Here is a 17,152-nt window from a genome sequence, read left to right as displayed (position 1 = left end):
AATAGCTAATTCAGCAGAACACTATCAGCCCAACGCACGGCCTCTTGATAGACTTCAGCTAACTCTGCAATGCCTTTTATTTGTTGCTCTAAAGCTATAGTTTGCTCCCAGTCGCCACGCTCAAAAGCTAAGGTTAATTGCAGCATTTGCCCCAGCAAACCGGTACCCATTAGCAGTGCTTGTTTAATCTCAAGCTCTAGCGGTAATTGATCAAGCATCAGTTGTTGCGGCTGCTCAATGATTTCATGTACATTAGAAAATAATCCAGTTAAAAAAGCGCTCGGCGGATTACTTGATAAGCGTTTCTGAATAGCCAATAAGTCACAAAAACGGGCTCTCACTAAAGCCGTAGTCAACCTATTGTCTTGTGCGCTATCACTTAAATTAGCTAATGCTAACAAAGCTAAAAACTTTTTCAGCTCAGGCTCGCCCATCGACACCATGGCCAACTTTAACGAGCTTATTGGCTGGCGAGCAGCAAAAAGACTGTTATTAACAAAGCGCAATAGTTTATAAGATAGGCCAAGATCACGCTGACAAATATTAGCTAGCAAATCAAAATCTAATTCTACTTTTGATGCTTCTGCTATCAACTCTAATAAATTAGCCTTATTTTAACTAAGCTGCTTTTGTTTAAGCATTTCTGGCCGAGCAAACAAATAACCTTGAAACAAATGAAAGCCTAGCATTTTTAGTTTTTCAAATTGCTCAGCTGTTTCAACTTTTTCTGCCAAGAGTAGTAAAGGATACTTAGCAATGCGCCGTAAATAACGACTAATTTGCAGTATATTAAACTGTAAGACATCTACTTTTATATAACTGATATAAGGTAAAAATTCATCCCACTTAGGATCAAAATCATGATCATCAAGTGCCAGCTTATAACCTTGACTATGTAAAGATTGGCATACCGCTAATAACTCAGGTGTAGCGGGCACAGTTTCTAATATTTCAATCACAGTACTGGCTGGATTAATAAAGGCAGGAAAACGATACAGCAAGGTATCGGCAGAGAAGTTGATAAAAGCGAGTTTATTGGCAGTTATATTTTCAACACCCAACAATAAATGATGTTGCATTAATAACTTACTGGTCGCTTCATCTGCATCAATATTAGGAAAGCTGTTTACCTCACCATTACGAAACAACAGTTCATAGCCATAAAGAGTTTTATCTGCTGCAAAAATTGGCTGGCGAGCAACATAACCATACATACTTATAAGGTACCTCTTTATTTTGGCTATAAGCCAGTATATGCAGATTTAGTGGAATAACAACTAATGCCTACAGCCATTGCACCCATTGTCTATTTAATATTTTATTTAGCTTTATTATTTAACAAAGCTTTTAAATCTGCAAAAGGATTATGAGTCGCTGCTACAACTTTTTGCTCTGTTGTACCACCGTACATCACATATTCATGATATTTGTTATGCTCATTGTCATGGCAATAAATACATAATAACTCCCAATTACTGCCATCAGCCGGATTGTTACTATGATTATGATCAATATGATGTACCGTTAATTCACGCAAATTAGAGTAAACAAACTCGCGGGCACAACGACCACACACCCAAGGGTACATTTTCAACGCTTTATCTCTATACCCCTGCTCTTGCTGTTGATAAGCTTGTACCCCACTGTTTACTTTATTCATACCCCTCCTTTTAATACTCATGTAGTCGCTAAACAGTCCACCATGATTTTAACAAGCTTCCCTATAAAGCTCTAACTATTTTATGGATAGTAATTTACAAGTTTAATTCTGCAGTTAGATAGAAAGTAAAACTATTTAGCTAGATACAATAACTGCCTAGTACACATACTTAAGATAGATTTTTCTTTGTTATTTTTCAAAAGAGTAATGAATTTACTTATAAATAGGCATAGCAATAATAAATAATTTATGAATAACACCTCACAGGTGAATAGCATTAAAAATAAAAGTTATTAACAAAAAAATACTTATTACATTTAAAAATAACTATAACGCTATTTTCCTATTTTTTTAAATACAGTTTGAAGTGAATTACTTAACAGGAAGTATAAAATGAAAAAACTACTTTTAATTTCGCATTACAACTACACCAGATATTAACCTTAATGATTTACAAGCTACTGACTCAAAAATGCTGTTAGTCGTTCTTAAAGAGTGGAAGTATGACTACCATGCTTTCACAGATAACTCATGGTACAACTTTGATGTCATCATTAAAGATGCAAATGGTAATACATTAATTCAAAAAAACTTTATCGGTGAACAAGATGTGCCAAGTTTAACAGTTAATGACTTATTACTACTTTATAAAGCTCGTTTTGAAATAGCTTTTAATGACCCTGAGATCACAGCATTACTATAAGTATACTTATTAATCAGAAACAAATAGTCTAAATTAATACACCTAAACGAGGCCGGTATGACCTCGTTTAGCAATAGTACTTATAGAACCCTGCTGGTTGCTACTTACTGCTCAGTATTCGCTTTCGCCTCAGCTAACATCTCTTCCAGCTGAGTAATAAACTTTTTATTATCTGGCTTAGTCCTGCTCCCAAAGTGTTTAACACTTTTCTCATCGGCGCTCACTAAATATTTATTAAAATTCCAAGAAGGAGATTTACCTGTTTTATTAATTAAGGCTTTAAAGACTGGATTAGCCTCATCCCCCCTAACTTTTGAGCTGGCAAACATCGGAAATTGTACACCGTAAGTTAAATAACATACTTCTGCTGTTTTTTCTGCATCATCATATTCTTGCTTAAAGCTATCTGAAGGAAAACCTAAAACAACTAATCCTGCTGTTTTATATTTTTGATACAAAGCTTCTAAGGCGTCAAATTGCGGCGTAAAACCACACTTACTAGCAGTGTTGACAATGAGTAAAGTTTTACCTTTATATTCTTGGCATAAATCAATACTTTCGCGCGTTTTTAATTGCTGCATGGAATGGCCTAAAATATCACCACATTGATTCGCTAACGCTGACGATGCCACAAAGCTTACCGCTACAGCAGCCGTTAGTATCCAGTTTTTCATTACTATTCTCCATTACTCATATTGCTGTTTAGTAGACAGGATATGCAGTCTAGTTGCCAATGTAGTCTAGCCTATTTTTATTCACAAAAATTTTTAGCTCTCTTGCTACTGATTAGTGAATACTGAGTCTTAACTTTGCTACTTTTCGCAAAAGTGCTAATAATTTAATGCAAAGGAAGCCTAGCTCTTAATGTAATCTTGGCCAAAATTTAATTTAAATCTATGATTTAAAAGTAGATTAAAATAAAAAAACATTAATTAAAAACAATTTATCGTCTGCACAAAAATAATTCACTATCATTTAATGAGTAGTTTGCGTAAATAGGCAAAAAAATCATGAGGATATATTGATGTCAGAACTAGAAACAGCTGAATTTGATTCAGATGACATATCTGATGATGCTGAACTGCTTGCTACACTGGTGCCTAAAGACAGTAAAATGCAGCAAAAACTTGAAGCAAGACGGCGTATTGATGAACTAATGGAACAGAAGCGTTTACGTAGTTTGCTCGATGATTGGGATCTAGATGATGATGAATAAAAATGGGCGCAAATGCGCCCATTTTTATTTGACTAAATTTTAAGCCTTATATCTTTGCATCACTAAAGTGGCATTAGTACCACCAAAACCAAAGCTATTTGACATAACCGTATTTAATTCTGCTGGTTGAGCTTTAGTAACAATATTTAATCCGGCAGCAGCTTCATCTAACTCTGTAATATTAATTGAAGGCGCAATAAAGTTATGCTTCATCATTAATAATGAATATATTGCCTCATGCACACCCGCTGCACCTAAAGCGTGACCAGTCATAGCTTTAGTTGCACTAATTGCTGGTGATTTACCTGCGAATACCTGCTGGATTGCCGCTAACTCTTTAACATCTCCCACTGGTGTACTGGTACCATGAGTATTTACATAATCAACTTCAGCAGACACATTATGCATTGCCATTTCCATACAGCGCACAGCACCTTCACCGCTTGGCGCTACCATATCAAAACCATCCGAAGTTGCACCGTAACCCACTACTTCAGCGTAAATGGTTGCGCCACGAGCCAAGGCATGCTCTAGCTCTTCAACTACCAACATACCACCACCGCCACTGATAACAAAACCATCACGATTAGCATCGTAAGTACGCGAAGCTAGTTCTGGCGTGTCATTAAACTTTGTTGATAAAGCACCCATAGCGTCAAATTCCATGGCTAAAGTCCAATGAACTTCTTCACCGCCACCAGCAAATACCACATCTTGCTTACCTAGCTGAATTAACTCCACAGCATGACCAATACAGTGAGCACTAGTAGCACAAGCAGAACTAATTGAATAGTTAACGCCTTTAATTTTAAACGGAGTCGCTAAACAAGCAGAGCAGGTGCTAGACATAGTTTTTGGCACAGCATAAGGGCCAACTCGCTTAACACCTTTTTCCCGTAAAATATCAGCTGCTTCAACCTGTACTTTAGAAGATGCACCACCAGAACCAGCAACTAAGCCAATACGTGGGTTAGAAATTTGCTCTTCAGTAAAACCTGCATCTTTAATCGCCTCTTGCATAGCAATATAGGCATATGCAGCGGCATCTCCCATAAATCGGTAAGCTTTACGATCTATATGCTCTGCAGGGTTAATCTTAATGTCACCCCAAACTTGTGAACGTAAGCCTAAATCTGCAAACTCTTGAGCAAAACTAATCCCTGAACGGCCAGCTTGCAATGAAGCTAACACTTCCTCTTTATTGTTACCTATACTAGAAACGATTCCCATACCGGTGATTACGGCTCTTTTCATGCTAACTCCCATTGGTTGGTTCAGTACCACACCGTTATAAATAATTTATTTGCCCTATTGTACGGACTTCGCTTATTAAAGTGGTCAGCTTTCAGCGCACACTTGTACTCTATTACCAATTTTGCTTAAGCTTCAGGTAAACTACAAGCCCAAAATGTGTGGATTTTCAATTTATGTCACAGCTTAGCTATGCCAACGTACATTTCAACGCAGCAGGCATCCCTTATGCTGAAGACTTTGCTGACGCTTACTGTTCAGATGCCGGAGGCTTAGCTGAAACAGATTATGTGTTTTTACAGCAAAACGGCTTACCGCAACGCTGGCAAAGTCATACGCAGGCAGTTTTTCATATTATTGAAACTGGTTTTGGCACTGGCGCTAATTTTTTACTCACTTGGTTACGCTTTTGCCAATTTAAACAACAAAATCCTAATGCAAGCTGTCAACGTTTGCATTTTACTAGTGTTGAAAAGTATCCACTTACGCCAGCTGATTTGCAACAAGCTTTGGCTATACACCCAGAATTACAGCCTTTCGCTCAACAGTTAATAAAGCAATATCCACCTTGCATCGCAGGTTGCCATCGCTTAGTGTTCGATCAAGGTGCTGTTATTGTCGATTTATGGTTTGGTGACGTTAGTACAGTTATGCCTAACTTAGCCGCTGCCGACGCTGTGTTCTTAGATGGTTTTGCTCCAAGTAAAAACCCACAAATGTGGCAACCAAGTTTATTCTCAGCCTTAGCTAGATTAAGCCACCCTAATACGACTATTGCTACTTTTACTGCAGCGGGTAGCGTTAAAAGAGGATTAGAAGAAGCGGGCTTTACGGTAAAGAAAGTAAAAGGCTTTGGCCGTAAGCGTGAAATGATTACGGCCACTATACCTACTAGCGCAGTTAACTTTACGAATACACTTAATAATAACGCCCCTCCAACAGTTACTATAATTGGCGGCGGTATAGCCTCTTTATGTACCGCTTTAGCTCTACAACAACGTAATATAGCAGTGCATCTTATTTGCGCTGATCACGATGTTGCCATGCAAGCTTCACAAAATAGGCAAGGGGTCATTTATCCAAACTTACCTGCAGAAGTTTCAGCAACCAGTTTACTTCAAGTCCAAGCATTTTTATTTGCAAGACAGTTTTATCAAATTTGGCAGCAGCAGGGGCTAGATTTTAAGATGGATTTTTGTGGTATGTTGCATCTTGCGACGACTGCAAGGCTAGAACAGCGACAAGCAAAGCTTGCTACCTTTTGGCCTAATACCTTAGTCAGCAATGTCACTGCTGAACAAGCTACAGAGTTAGCTGGGCTTAACCTGCAGCAAAATGCAGTTTATTACCCCTTAGCGGGTTGGTTAAACCCTAAGCAGTTTTGCCAAGCGGCTTTAGCTTTTTTGCAGCAACAAGCTAACTTTCGTTTTAGTAACAACTCTTTAGTAAAAACACTAGAACCTAACAATAATTCCTGGGTAGTTAACTGTGAAAGCAAACAGTTTAATAGTGATTATATTGTCCTGGCTACAGGTAGTGCCTTAGCCAGCTTTACAGCTACTAAGTTTTTACCCATGAACATTATTCGCGGTCAAGTGAGCCACATTAGCCAACAAGAAATGCACCCTTTAAAAACAGTGATCTGCCATGCAGGTTATATAACACCGCAGTGGCAAGGCTTACATTCAATAGGGGCAACTTTTGACCGTAAAGCTAAAGTTGCTGCTGTTAAAGCTGCAGATAACTGTGCAAACCTACAACAAATAAACGAGCAACTAAACTCACCTACTTGGCTTAAAGGTGCGACAGTGCAAGGCGCTGCAGCAGCATTTAGAGCTAGCTTACCAGACCGCTGGCCCATTGCAGGCGAGATCCAACCGGCATTATTTGCTTTAGGCGGCTTAGGTGCTCGAGGGATTATGTTCTCCCCCCTATTAGCTGAGATAATAGCTTGCCAAATTTGTGCAGAACCTCTACCGTTAACAAAAGAGCAGTTTTCTAGTTTAGATGCTTCAAGGTTCACTAATAAAAATAAGTAATAACAGCTATATAATGCTTATAAATTAGCACTAAGGAGTGTTATGAACACTAACAAGCAGATCTTAGTTGCCGAAGATGACGATTTTTTACGCTTGTTGTTGCAGACACAATGTGAAGAGCTAGGTGTTAAGGTTGATACTGTAGAAAATGGTGAACAGCTTCTCACCGCAGCTCTCAGCTATCAGTATGATATTATTATTACTGATATCCAAATGCCTATTTGTGATGGTATTGAGGCAATGCAGTTACTTAGACAGCTGGGTTATAATCGACCTATTTTTGCTATGTCTGCCGATCCTGTTACTGCTGAGGGCTTTGATGACACCCTGACAAAACCTGTCGATAACCAGCACCTAGCTAACATTTTACTGCAAACATCATCACAAAAACGCATACCTTTAGTCATAGATGATGCGCTAACCAAGTTGTTTTATGAAAACTTGCAGCAACAAGAAACTCAATTTCAGCAAGCCCTAGCTGAACGAAATGCTAATCTTATGCGCCAAATTTGTCATAAAGTAAAAGGTGGAGCGGCAAGCTTTGGCCATGCCGAACTTACCAATGCTGCTGATAAACTACAAACCTTGCTACAACATAAAAACCTTGATAACCAACTTTTGTTAATCTGCCAGCAGTTTGGTCAGTTACTGCAACAGTGTGGAGAGGCTAATGCGAGCAGCTAAAGTTTTACTGGTTGATGATATTGATTATACAAGACAACTGTTGCGCAATAACATTATGGCAATAGCCAAAAATGCAACTCTTAATGTTGATAATTTTCAGTTTTATAATGCCAACTCAGCAGCTTCGGCAATGAATATTTTTAGCTTACAAAGGCCTGATATTATTTTCCTTGATATTGAGTTACCTGATGCGTCTGGCCTAGACTTACTAGCTAAAATTAAAAATGTAAAACCAGATTGCTTTGTAGTCATGGTCAGTGCAAACAGCACCTTAGAAAATGTCCAGCTAAGTATAAAGTCAGGGGCTGCGACTTTTATTGTTAAACCCTTTACTGGCGATAAAATCTTAGCGGCTATGCGCTTGTTTGCTAAACATGACTTAATACTGAATAACTAAAGCCAATTTATCAAGAAAAACCTGCGAAAATTTGTTAAAGTTTAAAAAACAGCATGTAAATAAGGAAACACTATGCGTTTAACTTTTTTATTTTTGGTAGCGTTAAGCCTATCATCAGCTTTACAGGCAGCAGATTTTTATCAAGTGCCCATCGCGGCTGATGCACGAGAATTTGCTCGTTTAGATAATAAACTGCCTGCGGTACTTAGCTACTTTAGCCAGAAGAGCATGCCTGAATTACGCCTATATTACCTACAGCACCTTGGCGAGCCTTTTAAAGCAGAGACTATATATGGTAGAGAAAATCTATTTTTTCACCTAGATGGCAAACAAGTGCGTATTTTGTTATCAGAACGAGAAAACTGGCGCCAAGTTGACATTATGGTGCAATAAATACCAACTTAAACTAAGGTTTACTTAGCTGCAATACAACTCGGCGGTTCTTTTTGCGCTCAATAGCAATTTGATTCGGTGCAATGTGCCGCCGCTCACCAAATCCTGTTACTTGTACTTTATCTGCACTTAATCCGACCGATACAAAAAACGTTTTAACTTTTTCAGCCCGCTTAATCGATAGCTGCTCATTCATCCAAAGGCCACCATAACTATCGCTATAGCCCTGAATCTCAATATAGTCGATATCATTATCATACTTAAGGTATTCTGCTATTTGCTGTAAACGTCGACTAGACTCACGGCTTAATTGATCGCTACCTGATTCATAATTTAAGACAGTAAAAGCAATATCTTCAAAACTGTAAGGTAATAAAGCCGAAATGCATTGATTAAACTTTGTAAACTGAGTAGCAAACTGTACTGGATTCAGTGCCGCTACCACTTTGTCGTGAGGGCTATACCAGTCATTAAAGTAAAAGCTAGGACTAAAACCATGCTCAAGTTCTGTCAATAAGGTCCAAGCCGACTCTTTAGGTAACTCACCATTGTACTGCTTTAATAATTGCATATTAGCAATGGCCTTACTTGGCTCTCCCGCTCGCCAGGCTGGAGGTATAGACAATACTTCAGCTAAGGCATAATTATCAGGTAAGCGTAACATTTGTAATTCAAAGGCCATATTAAGGCCTTTACTCGCAACGCTGCGAAAAACAGCCTGCCCAAAGCGCGGGATCTCATGCTGCAACTGACATTCTAATGGCGTATTTTTACTCAATTGCCATACAGAGTTTTCAATTTCGGCAGAATATTGACGCAACTGCGGTGCTGACACCACACTAGTTGCCGTAAATATACCCGTAAGAGCTATGATTATCAGGAGCCTTTGCATGATTCACCACTATATTTATTTTAAGCAATTGCTTATTTAACTTTAACATAAGCAAACACTATGCCGTACCAAGACGTTAGCGTATTTTTTTGGCATAATAGCCTTTAATATGTAATATGGCGCACTTATGACAAAATCTACTTCACTATTAGCTCAACGTTTTCGTGGCTATTACCCTGTTGTTATCGACGTAGAGACCGCAGGCTTTAATCCAAAAACCGATGCACTATTAGAAATAGCAGCAACTTTGCTAAAAATGGATGACGAAGGCAATTTATTGCCGCTACAAACATTACACTTCCATGTTGAGCCTTTTGATGGAGCTAATCTAGATGCTAGCTCATTAGCTTTTAATGGCATAGACCCGTTTAATCCATTAAGGGGGGCTGTAAGTGAACGCGAAGCCATTAGTGAAATATGTAAAGCGGTACGTAAAGCGCAAAAAGCAGCGGGATGCCAACGTAGCGTGATAGTGGCGCATAATGCGGCCTTTGATCAAGGCTTTGTTAATGCCGCTATTGAACGTTTAAAGTATAAACGTTCGCCCTTTCATGCCTTTGTTTCTTTTGACACTACCACTTTATCTGCCTTAGCTCTTGGCCAAACAGTGTTAGCTAAAGCTTGCCAATATGCAGGTATTGCTTTTGATAGCAAACAAGCCCATAGCGCACTCTATGATACCGAACGTACAGCTGAGTTATTTTGCCACATTGTCAACAAGTGGCGAGATTTAGGTGGCTGGCCATTAGCTAGCGCACCAGAGCAAAATGAGGAACAACAAGAGGATGAGTCAACAGACAAGAATGATGCTCAATCTGACATTAAACCGACTTAAGCAACTTAAATTAACTCAAACCGCTAACACCAGCCTATAGCTGGCGTTAGCGTAAGCAATTACTCAGTATCTGCATCGCTAGTAGAAGCTGAATCAGCTTTAGCTGCTGTTTCTTTAATTAATGGCTGCAACTCACCACGTTGAAACATTTCTAAAATAATATCGCATCCACCGATAAGTTCACCATCCACCCATAATTGCGGGAAAGTAGGCCAATTAGCATATTTAGGTAATTCGGCACGAATTTCTGGGTCGAGTAAGATATCGACGTAAGCAAACTGTTCGCCACAAGCAATTAACGCTTGAGATGCTTGAGCAGAGAAGCCACAACTTGGAAATTTAGGTGAGCCTTTCATAAATAAAAGTATCGGATTCTCAGAAATTTGTTGCTTAATTTTGTCAATTGTTTCCATGGTTACCTCTTACCAAAAAATGAGCCTAACGCTATTTTACGCTGTTGTTTACTCAGTTACACTTGAGTTTTATAAATAAAACCCCATATCTAGTTAGATACTCAAAAACGATTCTTACATTATAATATAAATCGCCCTAAACTAGACAGAGTAAAACTTGAGTAATTTAGTCAAGTTTTGTAGTCTACGCCACACAGACATGTTAAACAACGTTAACGGAGAACAACAATGGCCTTTGAATTACCTGCATTACCTTTTGCAAAAGATGCTTTAGCCCCACATATTTCTGCTGAGACTTTAGAGTACCATCACGGCAAACACCATAATACTTACGTTGTTAAGTTAAACAGCTTAATTGAAGGAACTGATTTTGCTGGTAAGTCTTTAGAAGAAATCATCCGTACTTCAGATGGCGGTGTATTCAATAATGCTGCTCAAGTATGGAACCATACCTTCTATTGGAATTGCTTAGCTCCTAACGCGGGTGGCGAGCCTACAGGCGCCCTTGCAGATGCTATCAATGCAAAATGGGGTTCATTTGCTGACTTTAAAGCAGCCCTGAATGATAAAGCGGTTAACAATTTTGGTTCTAGCTGGACTTGGTTAGTGAAAACTGCCGATGGTTCATTAGATATTGTTAATACTAGCAATGCTGCAACCCCTATCTCAGATAAGTCGTTAACCCCAATCTTAACGGTCGACTTATGGGAGCATGCTTACTATATCGATTACCGTAATGCTCGTCCTGCTTATTTAGATGCTTTTTGGGCATTAGTAAACTGGAAGTTTGCTGCAGAAAACTTTGCTAAATAAGTCACCTTTATCTTAATAAAAAACCCAGCTTAAGCTGGGTTTTTTATTGCTAATAATTTAATTTTTAATTATTGCGGATGATAACAAGTCAGCTGATTTCTGCCGCCTTCTTTTGATTGATATAGCGCTTCATCTGCTGCTTCTATCCACTGCACATGCTGTTTCATGTCACTATGGAACTCAGCTAAGCCTATACTTATAGTTACTTTTAGTGGAGTTTTATTATACATTACCACTAAGCCTTCAACAGCATGACGTAGTCGTTCGGCAAAAAAAGTGGCTTGTTCAACTGTGGTATCTACTAGTAAAACAGCATATTCCTCACCACCATAACGACCAGCAATATCCGTGTCACGTAAATTTACTCGAACAGCATCAGCAATCTTCTGGATAACTAAATCACCAGCAGTATGACCATAGGTATCATTGACCATTTTAAAGTGATCAATGTCACACATTAGTAAGGTGCTTTTATGGGCGTAACGGTGTAAGCGCTTAAACTCTTGAATTAAACTTTCTTCCCAATGACCTCGGTTATACAATTTGGTCAAATAATCTATTTTTGATAATTGCTCTAAGCGGGTATTCATTTGCTCAAGCTCTGTCCGGCTAACCGCAATATCAGTAACATCATAAATAATAAAACACAGGTGTGTTACTTCACCGCTATTATTTGTTAAAGGAAAGATAGTGCAATTTTGATACATGTGCTCAGCAGAGCCGGTAATAGGGCGATAATTACGGAATTTAAAAATATAAGGCCGTTGCTCCCAAATAGTAAAAGCGCGGTTTTTTAATAAAATAACCGGATCACATTTTCGGCGTAACCAGTCTTCATCAATCTCTGAAAACAAATCAAACAAATAGCGGTCTCTGACTTGCCTTGGCGTTAAGCCGCTATGGTTTTCCATAAAACCATTCCAAACTTGAATTCTATAGTCGCAATTTAATACTACTAGCCCCACATCCACAGTTTGAAACATATCCATCAACCAGTGAATTTCTGAGACATCTATTTGCGCTTGCGACATGCTATCCCTCCAGAAAATAAGCAACTTTGTAATTCAGGGTTTTTAAACTATCTTCCGTGAACAACAATAATAAGTCACAACTTATATCATAATTTTCAATGCCATAAGTGAGCTCTATGGCTAAAGTTTTTCGCCATCGCCGCGTATTAGCTTTAATTAAATCACTTACTGTTTCTCGCTGCCCTAACACCACTGGATGGCCTTGGCTAAAAGCCATATCTAACTGTTCAGATAAACCTTTTAACACAGCGCCAATTAAAATATTACTAATATCCATTAGTAACTCTAATTCAACTTTAGCTGTTAAAGCGCCATGGTAATTCATTAGGTTAGCAATATCTTTATAACTTGATTCGGTTAAAATTAATAAGGCTTCACCAGAAACGCCACCGCCAATAAAACCTTGGCATACAGCTGCTGTGCTTGCTTCTTGCTCAACAGAGGCTAATGCCATATGCAGCTCACTGACTTCAATAAGATTGACATTAGGAATGGGCAACTTCACAAATACATTAAGCAAGCGCGCTAATAGATCTCCTGCTTGACCCATAGCAATATTAGTCAGCTCTTGCAGTACATCTCGTACCTCAAAACTTAACTCTATCGACTCTTGCTGCAATACTTTTGTTACTTTATCTGCTGATTGACTAGGGTTAGTTGAGCCACTAAAGCGCTGTAATAACTGTTGAATAACTACCGCAGTTGCTGGTTTTTTAATAAAATCGATAGCGCCTAAAGCTTTAGCTCGCTCATAGGCTTCAGGCTGAATATCACCAGAAACAATCACAACTTTAGTTTTAGTATTAGCTTTTTTTAGTTCTGCTAAAACTTGGTAACCATCCATAACCGGCATATTTAAATCTAAAAATAGCCAATCAATTGCATGCTTACTTAAAATTGCAAGTGCTTCAGCACCATGGCCAGCAAAATATAAATTTTCTTGCCAGTCTTGTGGTAATATCTTAGCGAGCTGTTTTCGCGCCAAGTTTGAATCATCACATATTAAAACAGCAGTGTGCATCTGGTTCTCACTTTGCCTAAGCTTTAATTCAGTCTAGCCTGAAATAGGCCATTCGCGCAAAACAGTCTTAAATAGCTATTTTAATAGTTCAATATTTACGCAATTACCATAACAGGAGCGACCTTATGGCTGCACTATATCATTTAAGCTCAATGCTACTGGTCATTTTTATGCTTTTTATTTTTAGTCCCAGTATAGCTGCAGTTGATCTCCAAGCTAAACTACCCGAACGGCTAAGTTTAATCAAAGCAGGTGATAAAAATATAGTACTTTTAGGTGATAAAGCTAAACTTAATCATCCAGCAGCTAACTTTAAAGTAGTAGATGGAAACTTTCAAACTGTTAAGCTTACAGACTTTAAAGGCAAAACAGTTTTAATCAGTGTTGTGCCAAGTATTGATACGGGTATCTGTTCATTACAAACTAAACGATTTAACACTGAAGTCGCTAATTTACCACAACAAGTTGTGTTGTTAACAATTAGCACTGATTTACCTTTTGCTCAAAAGCGGTTTTGCCAACAAGAACAAGTCGTTGATATGGCAGTGCTATCTGATGCAGTTTGGCGTGACTTTGGTACCAATTATGGCTTATTAATTAAAGATATGGGCATTTTAGCCCGAGCAGTATTAATTATTGATAGTAAAGGTGACTTAGCTTATCAACAGCTAGTGCCTAACTTAGCTTCAGAGCCAGACTATACTGATGCGTTAAATGCATTAAGCCGTATAGCGGCTAAAGGTTAACTTAGCCCGGCTTTCGACAGCCATAAAAAAGCCCAAACTCTAAATTTGGGCTTTTTTATTTAGCACATTTTAGCTTAAGCGTGATAATAATTCTTGACCAACTTGATCAACTGGCTTAGTGCCATCTATATGATGATACTTAGTATTCCCTGCTTCTGCTTCTTTGCGGTAATAACCCACTAATGGCTCAGTTTGCTCATGATAAATAGCTAAACGCTTGCGCACTGTTTCTTCAACATCATCAACTCGGATAACTAAGTCTTCACCGGTAATATCATCCTTACCTTCTACTTTTGGCGGATTATAACGTAAGTGATATACCCGACCAGATGCTGGATGGACACGACGTCCGCTCATACGCTCAACAATTACATCATCAGCAACATCAAATTCAATAACATGATCTATTACAATACCATTCTCTTTCATAGCATCGGCTTGTGGGATAGTGCGCGGAAAGCCATCTAATAAGAAACCTTGAGCACAATCAGCCTTGGCGATCCGCTCTTTTACTAAACCAATGATAAGATCATCAGAGACTAATTGGCCGGCATCCATCACTTGTTTAGCAGCTACGCCTAAGGCTGAACCTTCTTTAATTGCTGCGCGCAGCATATCGCCCGTTGATATTTGTGGAATGCCATATTTATTCATCAGGAGCTGAGCCTGTGTTCCTTTTCCGGCACCTGGGGCACCCAACAATATTATGCGCATAGCAAATTCCTCATATTCTGAGATAAATAATTTAATAAGAAAGCCGAGATCTTTACACAATGTCTAACTTGAAACAAGAAGTTTGTCTGACTAGCATCAGCTAACGCTTCAGTGGCGGCACCTAGCTAAATAAAAATGTTCATAGCTAGGAACTAAGCAGCAAAATGTTATGAGTTAATATAAACAGTCTGTTAGTGGGCATAAAATTACAATAAAAAAACCACCCTAAGGTGGTTTTTTAAGCAGTAATATTATTACTTCGCTAGAGACAATAACAGCTTATTCAAGCGGTTAACAAAGCTTGCTGGATCTTTCAAATTACCTTTTTCGGCTAACAAGGCTTGATCAAGCAGAACCTCTGCCCACTCTTTAAAGCGATCTTCATCTTGCTGCTCAGAAATATGCTTAACTAAGGTATGTTCAGCGTTAATTTCAAAAATAGGTTTAACTTCTGGCACCTTTTGCCCTGCAGATTCCATTAGCTTAATCATCTGAGTGCTCATATCATGCTCGTCAGTGACCACACAAGCTGGGCTGTCGGTTAAACGATGGCTAACCTTCACATCTTTAACTTGGTTGCCTAGAGCAGTTTTAAAGCGCTCTAGCACTGATGCAAAAGCTTCTTCTGTTTCTTGCTGGGCTTTTTTAGTCTCTTCATCATCTAATTTAGATAAATCTAAGCCGCCTTTAGCCACTGAGCGTAATTTTTTATCATTAAACTCAGTTAAATGCTGCACTAACCATTCATCAATACGATCAGAAAGCAGTAAGACTTCTAAACCTTTTTTGCGTAATACTTCTAAATGCGGACTATTTTTAGCCGCAGCAAAACTATCGGCAACAATATAATAGATTTCGTCTTGGCCTTCTTTCATCCGGCTAATGTAATCAGCTAGAGATACATTTTGCACGCTTTCATCGGTATGAGTTGAAGCAAAACGTAATAAAGCTGCAATTTGCTCTTTATTCGCCATATCTTCAGCTGGGCCTTCTTTTAATACTTGGCCAAACTCATCCCAGAAGGCTTGATACTTTTCGCTATCTTTAGTTAGCTTTTCAAGCATTTTTAAAGTACGGCTAGTACAACCCTTACGTAAGCTTTGCGTTACCTTAGTATCTTGAAGAATTTCTCGTGATACGTTTAATGGTAAGTCGCTTGAGTCTAATACCCCTTTAATAAAGCGCAAGTAACTTGGCATAAACTGCTCAGCGTCGTCCATAATAAAGACACGTTGTACATAAAGTTTTAAGCCATGCTGCGCATCACGATTCCACATATCGAATGGTGCTTTTTTCGGGATATATAACAGGCTAGTGTAATTGTTGTTACCTTCTACCTTGTTATGGCTCCAGCTTAATGGGTCACTCCAGTCGTGTGAAATATGCTTATAAAATTCATTATACTCTTCATCAGTTAAGTCTGACTTATCTCGCGTCCATAAAGCAGTTGCTTTATTAACCGCTTGCCACTGACCAGGCTTCGCTGGCGTAGTTACTTCGCCGTCTTCCCCTTTCACTTCAGCTTGCGCTTCTTGCCATAACTCGACAGGAATACTGATATGATCTGAGTATTTTGTTACGATTCTTTCAACCGTCCAGCGGCTTAAGAACTCATCTTCACCTTCACGTAAATGTAAGGTTATTTCAGTACCACGGCTGTCTTTAGTAATAGGTGTAATGCTGTAATCACCTTCACCTGCCGATTCCCATTCAATAGCTTCATTAGCCGCTGCACCCGCTTTACGAGTGCGGACTGTTACTTTATCAGCAACGATAAAGGCAGAATAAAAACCAACACCAAACTGGCCAATTAAATTTGAGTCTTTACTTTGATCGCCTGACAACTGAGAGAAAAACTCTTTAGTGCCAGACTTAGCAATAGTACCAAGATGACTAATAACATCTTGCTCTGACATACCTATGCCGTTATCGTCGATGGTTAAGGTGCGGGCTTTTTCATCTAAACTAATACGAACCCGTAATTCGCCATCATCACCATACAAGCTACTGTCTGATAGCGCCATAAAACGCAGCTTATCTGCCGCATCTGATGCGTTTGATACTAGCTCACGTAAGAAAATTTCTTTATTTGAATACAGTGAATGGATCATCAGCTGCAATAGCTGTTTTACTTCCGCCTGAAAGCCATGGGTTTGCTTCTGGCCAGCTGAAGTTGCTGTGGTATCACTCATTGTGTAAATCCTCAAAATAACTGGTTAATAACATTAAAATACTGCCAGTAAGGGCAGCAAGATACTGTTAACTAATATGGGGAGGATTTAGCAGATTTCAAGCTAAAATATTAAAAAGGGGTCAGAGTGATTTTAAAATCACTCTGACCCCT

The 17,152-nt window shown here is 38.8% G+C and carries 20 protein-coding genes; 9 read left to right on the top strand and 11 right to left on the bottom strand.

Annotated features, from left to right (window positions below; genetic code table 11):
• Window positions 1-5 precede the first annotated feature (5 nt).
• The 3 genes from RDV63_RS03490 to RDV63_RS03480 all read right to left on the bottom strand — a co-directional run bounded on the left by RDV63_RS03490 (window position 6) and on the right by RDV63_RS03480 (window position 1,660).
• The gene (locus RDV63_RS03490; RefSeq protein WP_313908115.1) at window positions 6-593 is read right to left on the bottom strand and encodes an EAL and HDOD domain-containing protein; all 588 of its coding nucleotides are present in this window, start codon (window positions 591-593) and stop codon (window positions 6-8) included.
• A 21-nt stretch (window positions 594-614) separates the two neighbouring features.
• Window positions 615-1,214 carry an EAL and HDOD domain-containing protein gene (locus RDV63_RS03485; RefSeq protein ID WP_313908114.1) on the bottom strand — a complete coding sequence of 200 codons (600 nt, stop codon included), beginning with the start codon at window positions 1,212-1,214 and terminating at the stop codon, window positions 615-617.
• A gap of 104 nt (window positions 1,215-1,318) precedes the next feature.
• Entirely contained in the window at window positions 1,319-1,660 is a 342-nt protein-coding gene (locus tag RDV63_RS03480; RefSeq protein WP_313908113.1) for a YajD family HNH nuclease, read from the bottom strand.
• 472 nt (window positions 1,661-2,132) lie between these two features.
• Here RDV63_RS03480 and RDV63_RS03475 point away from each other — a divergent pair, with 472 nt between their 5' ends.
• Window positions 2,133-2,363 (top strand): hypothetical protein, encoded by a 231-nt coding sequence (locus RDV63_RS03475; RefSeq protein ID WP_313908112.1) that lies wholly within the window; start codon window positions 2,133-2,135, stop codon window positions 2,361-2,363.
• Window positions 2,364-2,467: 104 nt separating this feature from the next.
• Here the strand turns inward: RDV63_RS03475 and RDV63_RS03470 are convergent, their stop codons facing one another.
• Complete coding sequence (locus RDV63_RS03470; RefSeq protein WP_313908111.1) at window positions 2,468-3,037, bottom strand: glutathione peroxidase; 570 nt, start codon at window positions 3,035-3,037, stop codon at window positions 2,468-2,470.
• 350 nt (window positions 3,038-3,387) lie between these two features.
• On the opposite strand from RDV63_RS03470, the gene RDV63_RS03465 reads away from it, so the two are divergent.
• Window positions 3,388-3,579 (top strand): PA3496 family putative envelope integrity protein, encoded by a 192-nt coding sequence (locus RDV63_RS03465; protein WP_313908110.1) that lies wholly within the window; start codon window positions 3,388-3,390, stop codon window positions 3,577-3,579.
• Between the two features lie 39 nt (window positions 3,580-3,618).
• Here the strand turns inward: RDV63_RS03465 and fabB are convergent, their stop codons facing one another.
• Window positions 3,619-4,833 carry a beta-ketoacyl-ACP synthase I gene (fabB, locus tag RDV63_RS03460; protein WP_313908109.1) on the bottom strand — a complete coding sequence of 405 codons (1,215 nt, stop codon included), beginning with the start codon at window positions 4,831-4,833 and terminating at the stop codon, window positions 3,619-3,621.
• A gap of 173 nt (window positions 4,834-5,006) precedes the next feature.
• Between fabB and mnmC the strand changes: the two genes are divergently transcribed.
• The 4 genes from mnmC to RDV63_RS03440 all read left to right on the top strand — a co-directional run bounded on the left by mnmC (window position 5,007) and on the right by RDV63_RS03440 (window position 8,343).
• Window positions 5,007-6,869, top strand: coding sequence for a bifunctional tRNA (5-methylaminomethyl-2-thiouridine)(34)-methyltransferase MnmD/FAD-dependent 5-carboxymethylaminomethyl-2-thiouridine(34) oxidoreductase MnmC (gene mnmC, locus RDV63_RS03455; protein ID WP_313908108.1), 1,863 nt, complete (start codon window positions 5,007-5,009; stop codon window positions 6,867-6,869).
• A gap of 42 nt (window positions 6,870-6,911) precedes the next feature.
• The gene (locus tag RDV63_RS03450; protein ID WP_313908107.1) at window positions 6,912-7,553 is read left to right on the top strand and encodes a response regulator; all 642 of its coding nucleotides are present in this window, start codon (window positions 6,912-6,914) and stop codon (window positions 7,551-7,553) included.
• The gene (locus RDV63_RS03445) at window positions 7,540-7,950 is read left to right on the top strand and encodes a response regulator (protein ID WP_313908106.1); all 411 of its coding nucleotides are present in this window, start codon (window positions 7,540-7,542) and stop codon (window positions 7,948-7,950) included. The genes RDV63_RS03450 and RDV63_RS03445 overlap by 14 nt, the downstream gene beginning before the upstream one ends.
• Window positions 7,951-8,022: 72 nt before the next feature.
• Window positions 8,023-8,343, top strand: a complete 321-nt coding sequence (locus RDV63_RS03440; protein WP_313908105.1) for a hypothetical protein — start codon at window positions 8,023-8,025, stop codon at window positions 8,341-8,343.
• Between the two features lie 13 nt (window positions 8,344-8,356).
• On the opposite strand, the gene RDV63_RS03435 is transcribed toward RDV63_RS03440, so the two are convergent.
• A complete protein-coding gene (locus RDV63_RS03435) occupies window positions 8,357-9,235 on the bottom strand; it encodes a flagellar protein MotY (protein ID WP_313908104.1) in 879 nt (292 codons plus the stop codon).
• Window positions 9,236-9,362: 127 nt separating this feature from the next.
• On the opposite strand from RDV63_RS03435, the gene rnt reads away from it, so the two are divergent.
• Window positions 9,363-10,070 (top strand): ribonuclease T, encoded by a 708-nt coding sequence (gene rnt, locus RDV63_RS03430; protein WP_313908103.1) that lies wholly within the window; start codon window positions 9,363-9,365, stop codon window positions 10,068-10,070.
• Window positions 10,071-10,129: 59 nt separating this feature from the next.
• Here the strand turns inward: rnt and RDV63_RS03425 are convergent, their stop codons facing one another.
• The gene (locus tag RDV63_RS03425; RefSeq protein WP_313908102.1) at window positions 10,130-10,483 is read right to left on the bottom strand and encodes a Grx4 family monothiol glutaredoxin; all 354 of its coding nucleotides are present in this window, start codon (window positions 10,481-10,483) and stop codon (window positions 10,130-10,132) included.
• Between the two features lie 228 nt (window positions 10,484-10,711).
• Here RDV63_RS03425 and sodB point away from each other — a divergent pair, with 228 nt between their 5' ends.
• Window positions 10,712-11,296 (top strand): superoxide dismutase [Fe], encoded by a 585-nt coding sequence (gene sodB / locus RDV63_RS03420; RefSeq protein ID WP_313908101.1) that lies wholly within the window; start codon window positions 10,712-10,714, stop codon window positions 11,294-11,296.
• A gap of 68 nt (window positions 11,297-11,364) precedes the next feature.
• Here the strand turns inward: sodB and RDV63_RS03415 are convergent, their stop codons facing one another.
• Window positions 11,365-12,327 (bottom strand): diguanylate cyclase, encoded by a 963-nt coding sequence (locus RDV63_RS03415; protein WP_313908100.1) that lies wholly within the window; start codon window positions 12,325-12,327, stop codon window positions 11,365-11,367.
• Window position 12,328: 1 nt separating this feature from the next.
• On the bottom strand, window positions 12,329-13,348 hold the full coding sequence (locus RDV63_RS03410; RefSeq protein ID WP_313908099.1) for a response regulator: 1,020 nt from the start codon (window positions 13,346-13,348) through the stop codon (window positions 12,329-12,331).
• 125 nt (window positions 13,349-13,473) lie between these two features.
• On the opposite strand from RDV63_RS03410, the gene tpx reads away from it, so the two are divergent.
• A complete protein-coding gene (tpx, locus tag RDV63_RS03405; RefSeq protein WP_313908098.1) occupies window positions 13,474-14,094 on the top strand; it encodes a thiol peroxidase in 621 nt (206 codons plus the stop codon).
• Between the two features lie 69 nt (window positions 14,095-14,163).
• On the opposite strand, the gene adk is transcribed toward tpx, so the two are convergent.
• A complete protein-coding gene (adk, locus tag RDV63_RS03400; protein ID WP_313908097.1) occupies window positions 14,164-14,808 on the bottom strand; it encodes an adenylate kinase in 645 nt (214 codons plus the stop codon).
• 254 nt (window positions 14,809-15,062) lie between these two features.
• Entirely contained in the window at window positions 15,063-17,000 is a 1,938-nt protein-coding gene (gene htpG, locus RDV63_RS03395) for a molecular chaperone HtpG (RefSeq protein WP_313908096.1), read from the bottom strand.
• Window positions 17,001-17,152: the final 152 nt, after the last annotated feature.

It is taken from the genome of Rheinheimera sp. MMS21-TC3, assembly GCF_032229285.1.
Classification (GTDB): Bacteria; Pseudomonadota; Gammaproteobacteria; order Enterobacterales; family Alteromonadaceae; genus Alishewanella.
The sequence above is the reverse complement of the archived record's forward strand: the minus strand, read 5'-3'. Positions and strand labels throughout refer to the sequence as shown.

What these genes read in the sequence shown, in the direction of transcription:
- RDV63_RS03485 (WP_313908114.1), bottom strand. Translation starts at nt 1,214, where the DNA reads ATGTATGGTTATGTTGCTCGCCAGCCAATTTTTGCAGCAGATAAAACT.
- RDV63_RS03480 (WP_313908113.1), bottom strand. Translation starts at nt 1,660, where the DNA reads ATGAATAAAGTAAACAGTGGGGTACAAGCTTATCAACAGCAAGAGCAG.
- RDV63_RS03475 (WP_313908112.1), top strand. Translation starts at nt 2,133, where the DNA reads ATGCTGTTAGTCGTTCTTAAAGAGTGGAAGTATGACTACCATGCTTTC.
- RDV63_RS03470 (WP_313908111.1), bottom strand. Translation starts at nt 3,037, where the DNA reads ATGAAAAACTGGATACTAACGGCTGCTGTAGCGGTAAGCTTTGTGGCA.
- RDV63_RS03465 (WP_313908110.1), top strand. Translation starts at nt 3,388, where the DNA reads ATGTCAGAACTAGAAACAGCTGAATTTGATTCAGATGACATATCTGAT.
- fabB (WP_313908109.1), bottom strand. Translation starts at nt 4,833, where the DNA reads ATGAAAAGAGCCGTAATCACCGGTATGGGAATCGTTTCTAGTATAGGT.
- mnmC (WP_313908108.1), top strand. Translation starts at nt 5,007, where the DNA reads ATGTCACAGCTTAGCTATGCCAACGTACATTTCAACGCAGCAGGCATC.
- RDV63_RS03450 (WP_313908107.1), top strand. Translation starts at nt 6,912, where the DNA reads ATGAACACTAACAAGCAGATCTTAGTTGCCGAAGATGACGATTTTTTA.
- RDV63_RS03445 (WP_313908106.1), top strand. Translation starts at nt 7,540, where the DNA reads ATGCGAGCAGCTAAAGTTTTACTGGTTGATGATATTGATTATACAAGA.
- RDV63_RS03440 (WP_313908105.1), top strand. Translation starts at nt 8,023, where the DNA reads ATGCGTTTAACTTTTTTATTTTTGGTAGCGTTAAGCCTATCATCAGCT.
- RDV63_RS03435 (WP_313908104.1), bottom strand. Translation starts at nt 9,235, where the DNA reads ATGCAAAGGCTCCTGATAATCATAGCTCTTACGGGTATATTTACGGCA.
- rnt (WP_313908103.1), top strand. Translation starts at nt 9,363, where the DNA reads ATGACAAAATCTACTTCACTATTAGCTCAACGTTTTCGTGGCTATTAC.
- RDV63_RS03425 (WP_313908102.1), bottom strand. Translation starts at nt 10,483, where the DNA reads ATGGAAACAATTGACAAAATTAAGCAACAAATTTCTGAGAATCCGATA.
- sodB (WP_313908101.1), top strand. Translation starts at nt 10,712, where the DNA reads ATGGCCTTTGAATTACCTGCATTACCTTTTGCAAAAGATGCTTTAGCC.
- RDV63_RS03415 (WP_313908100.1), bottom strand. Translation starts at nt 12,327, where the DNA reads ATGTCGCAAGCGCAAATAGATGTCTCAGAAATTCACTGGTTGATGGAT.
- RDV63_RS03410 (WP_313908099.1), bottom strand. Translation starts at nt 13,348, where the DNA reads ATGCACACTGCTGTTTTAATATGTGATGATTCAAACTTGGCGCGAAAA.
- tpx (WP_313908098.1), top strand. Translation starts at nt 13,474, where the DNA reads ATGGCTGCACTATATCATTTAAGCTCAATGCTACTGGTCATTTTTATG.
- adk (WP_313908097.1), bottom strand. Translation starts at nt 14,808, where the DNA reads ATGCGCATAATATTGTTGGGTGCCCCAGGTGCCGGAAAAGGAACACAG.
- htpG (WP_313908096.1), bottom strand. Translation starts at nt 17,000, where the DNA reads ATGAGTGATACCACAGCAACTTCAGCTGGCCAGAAGCAAACCCATGGC.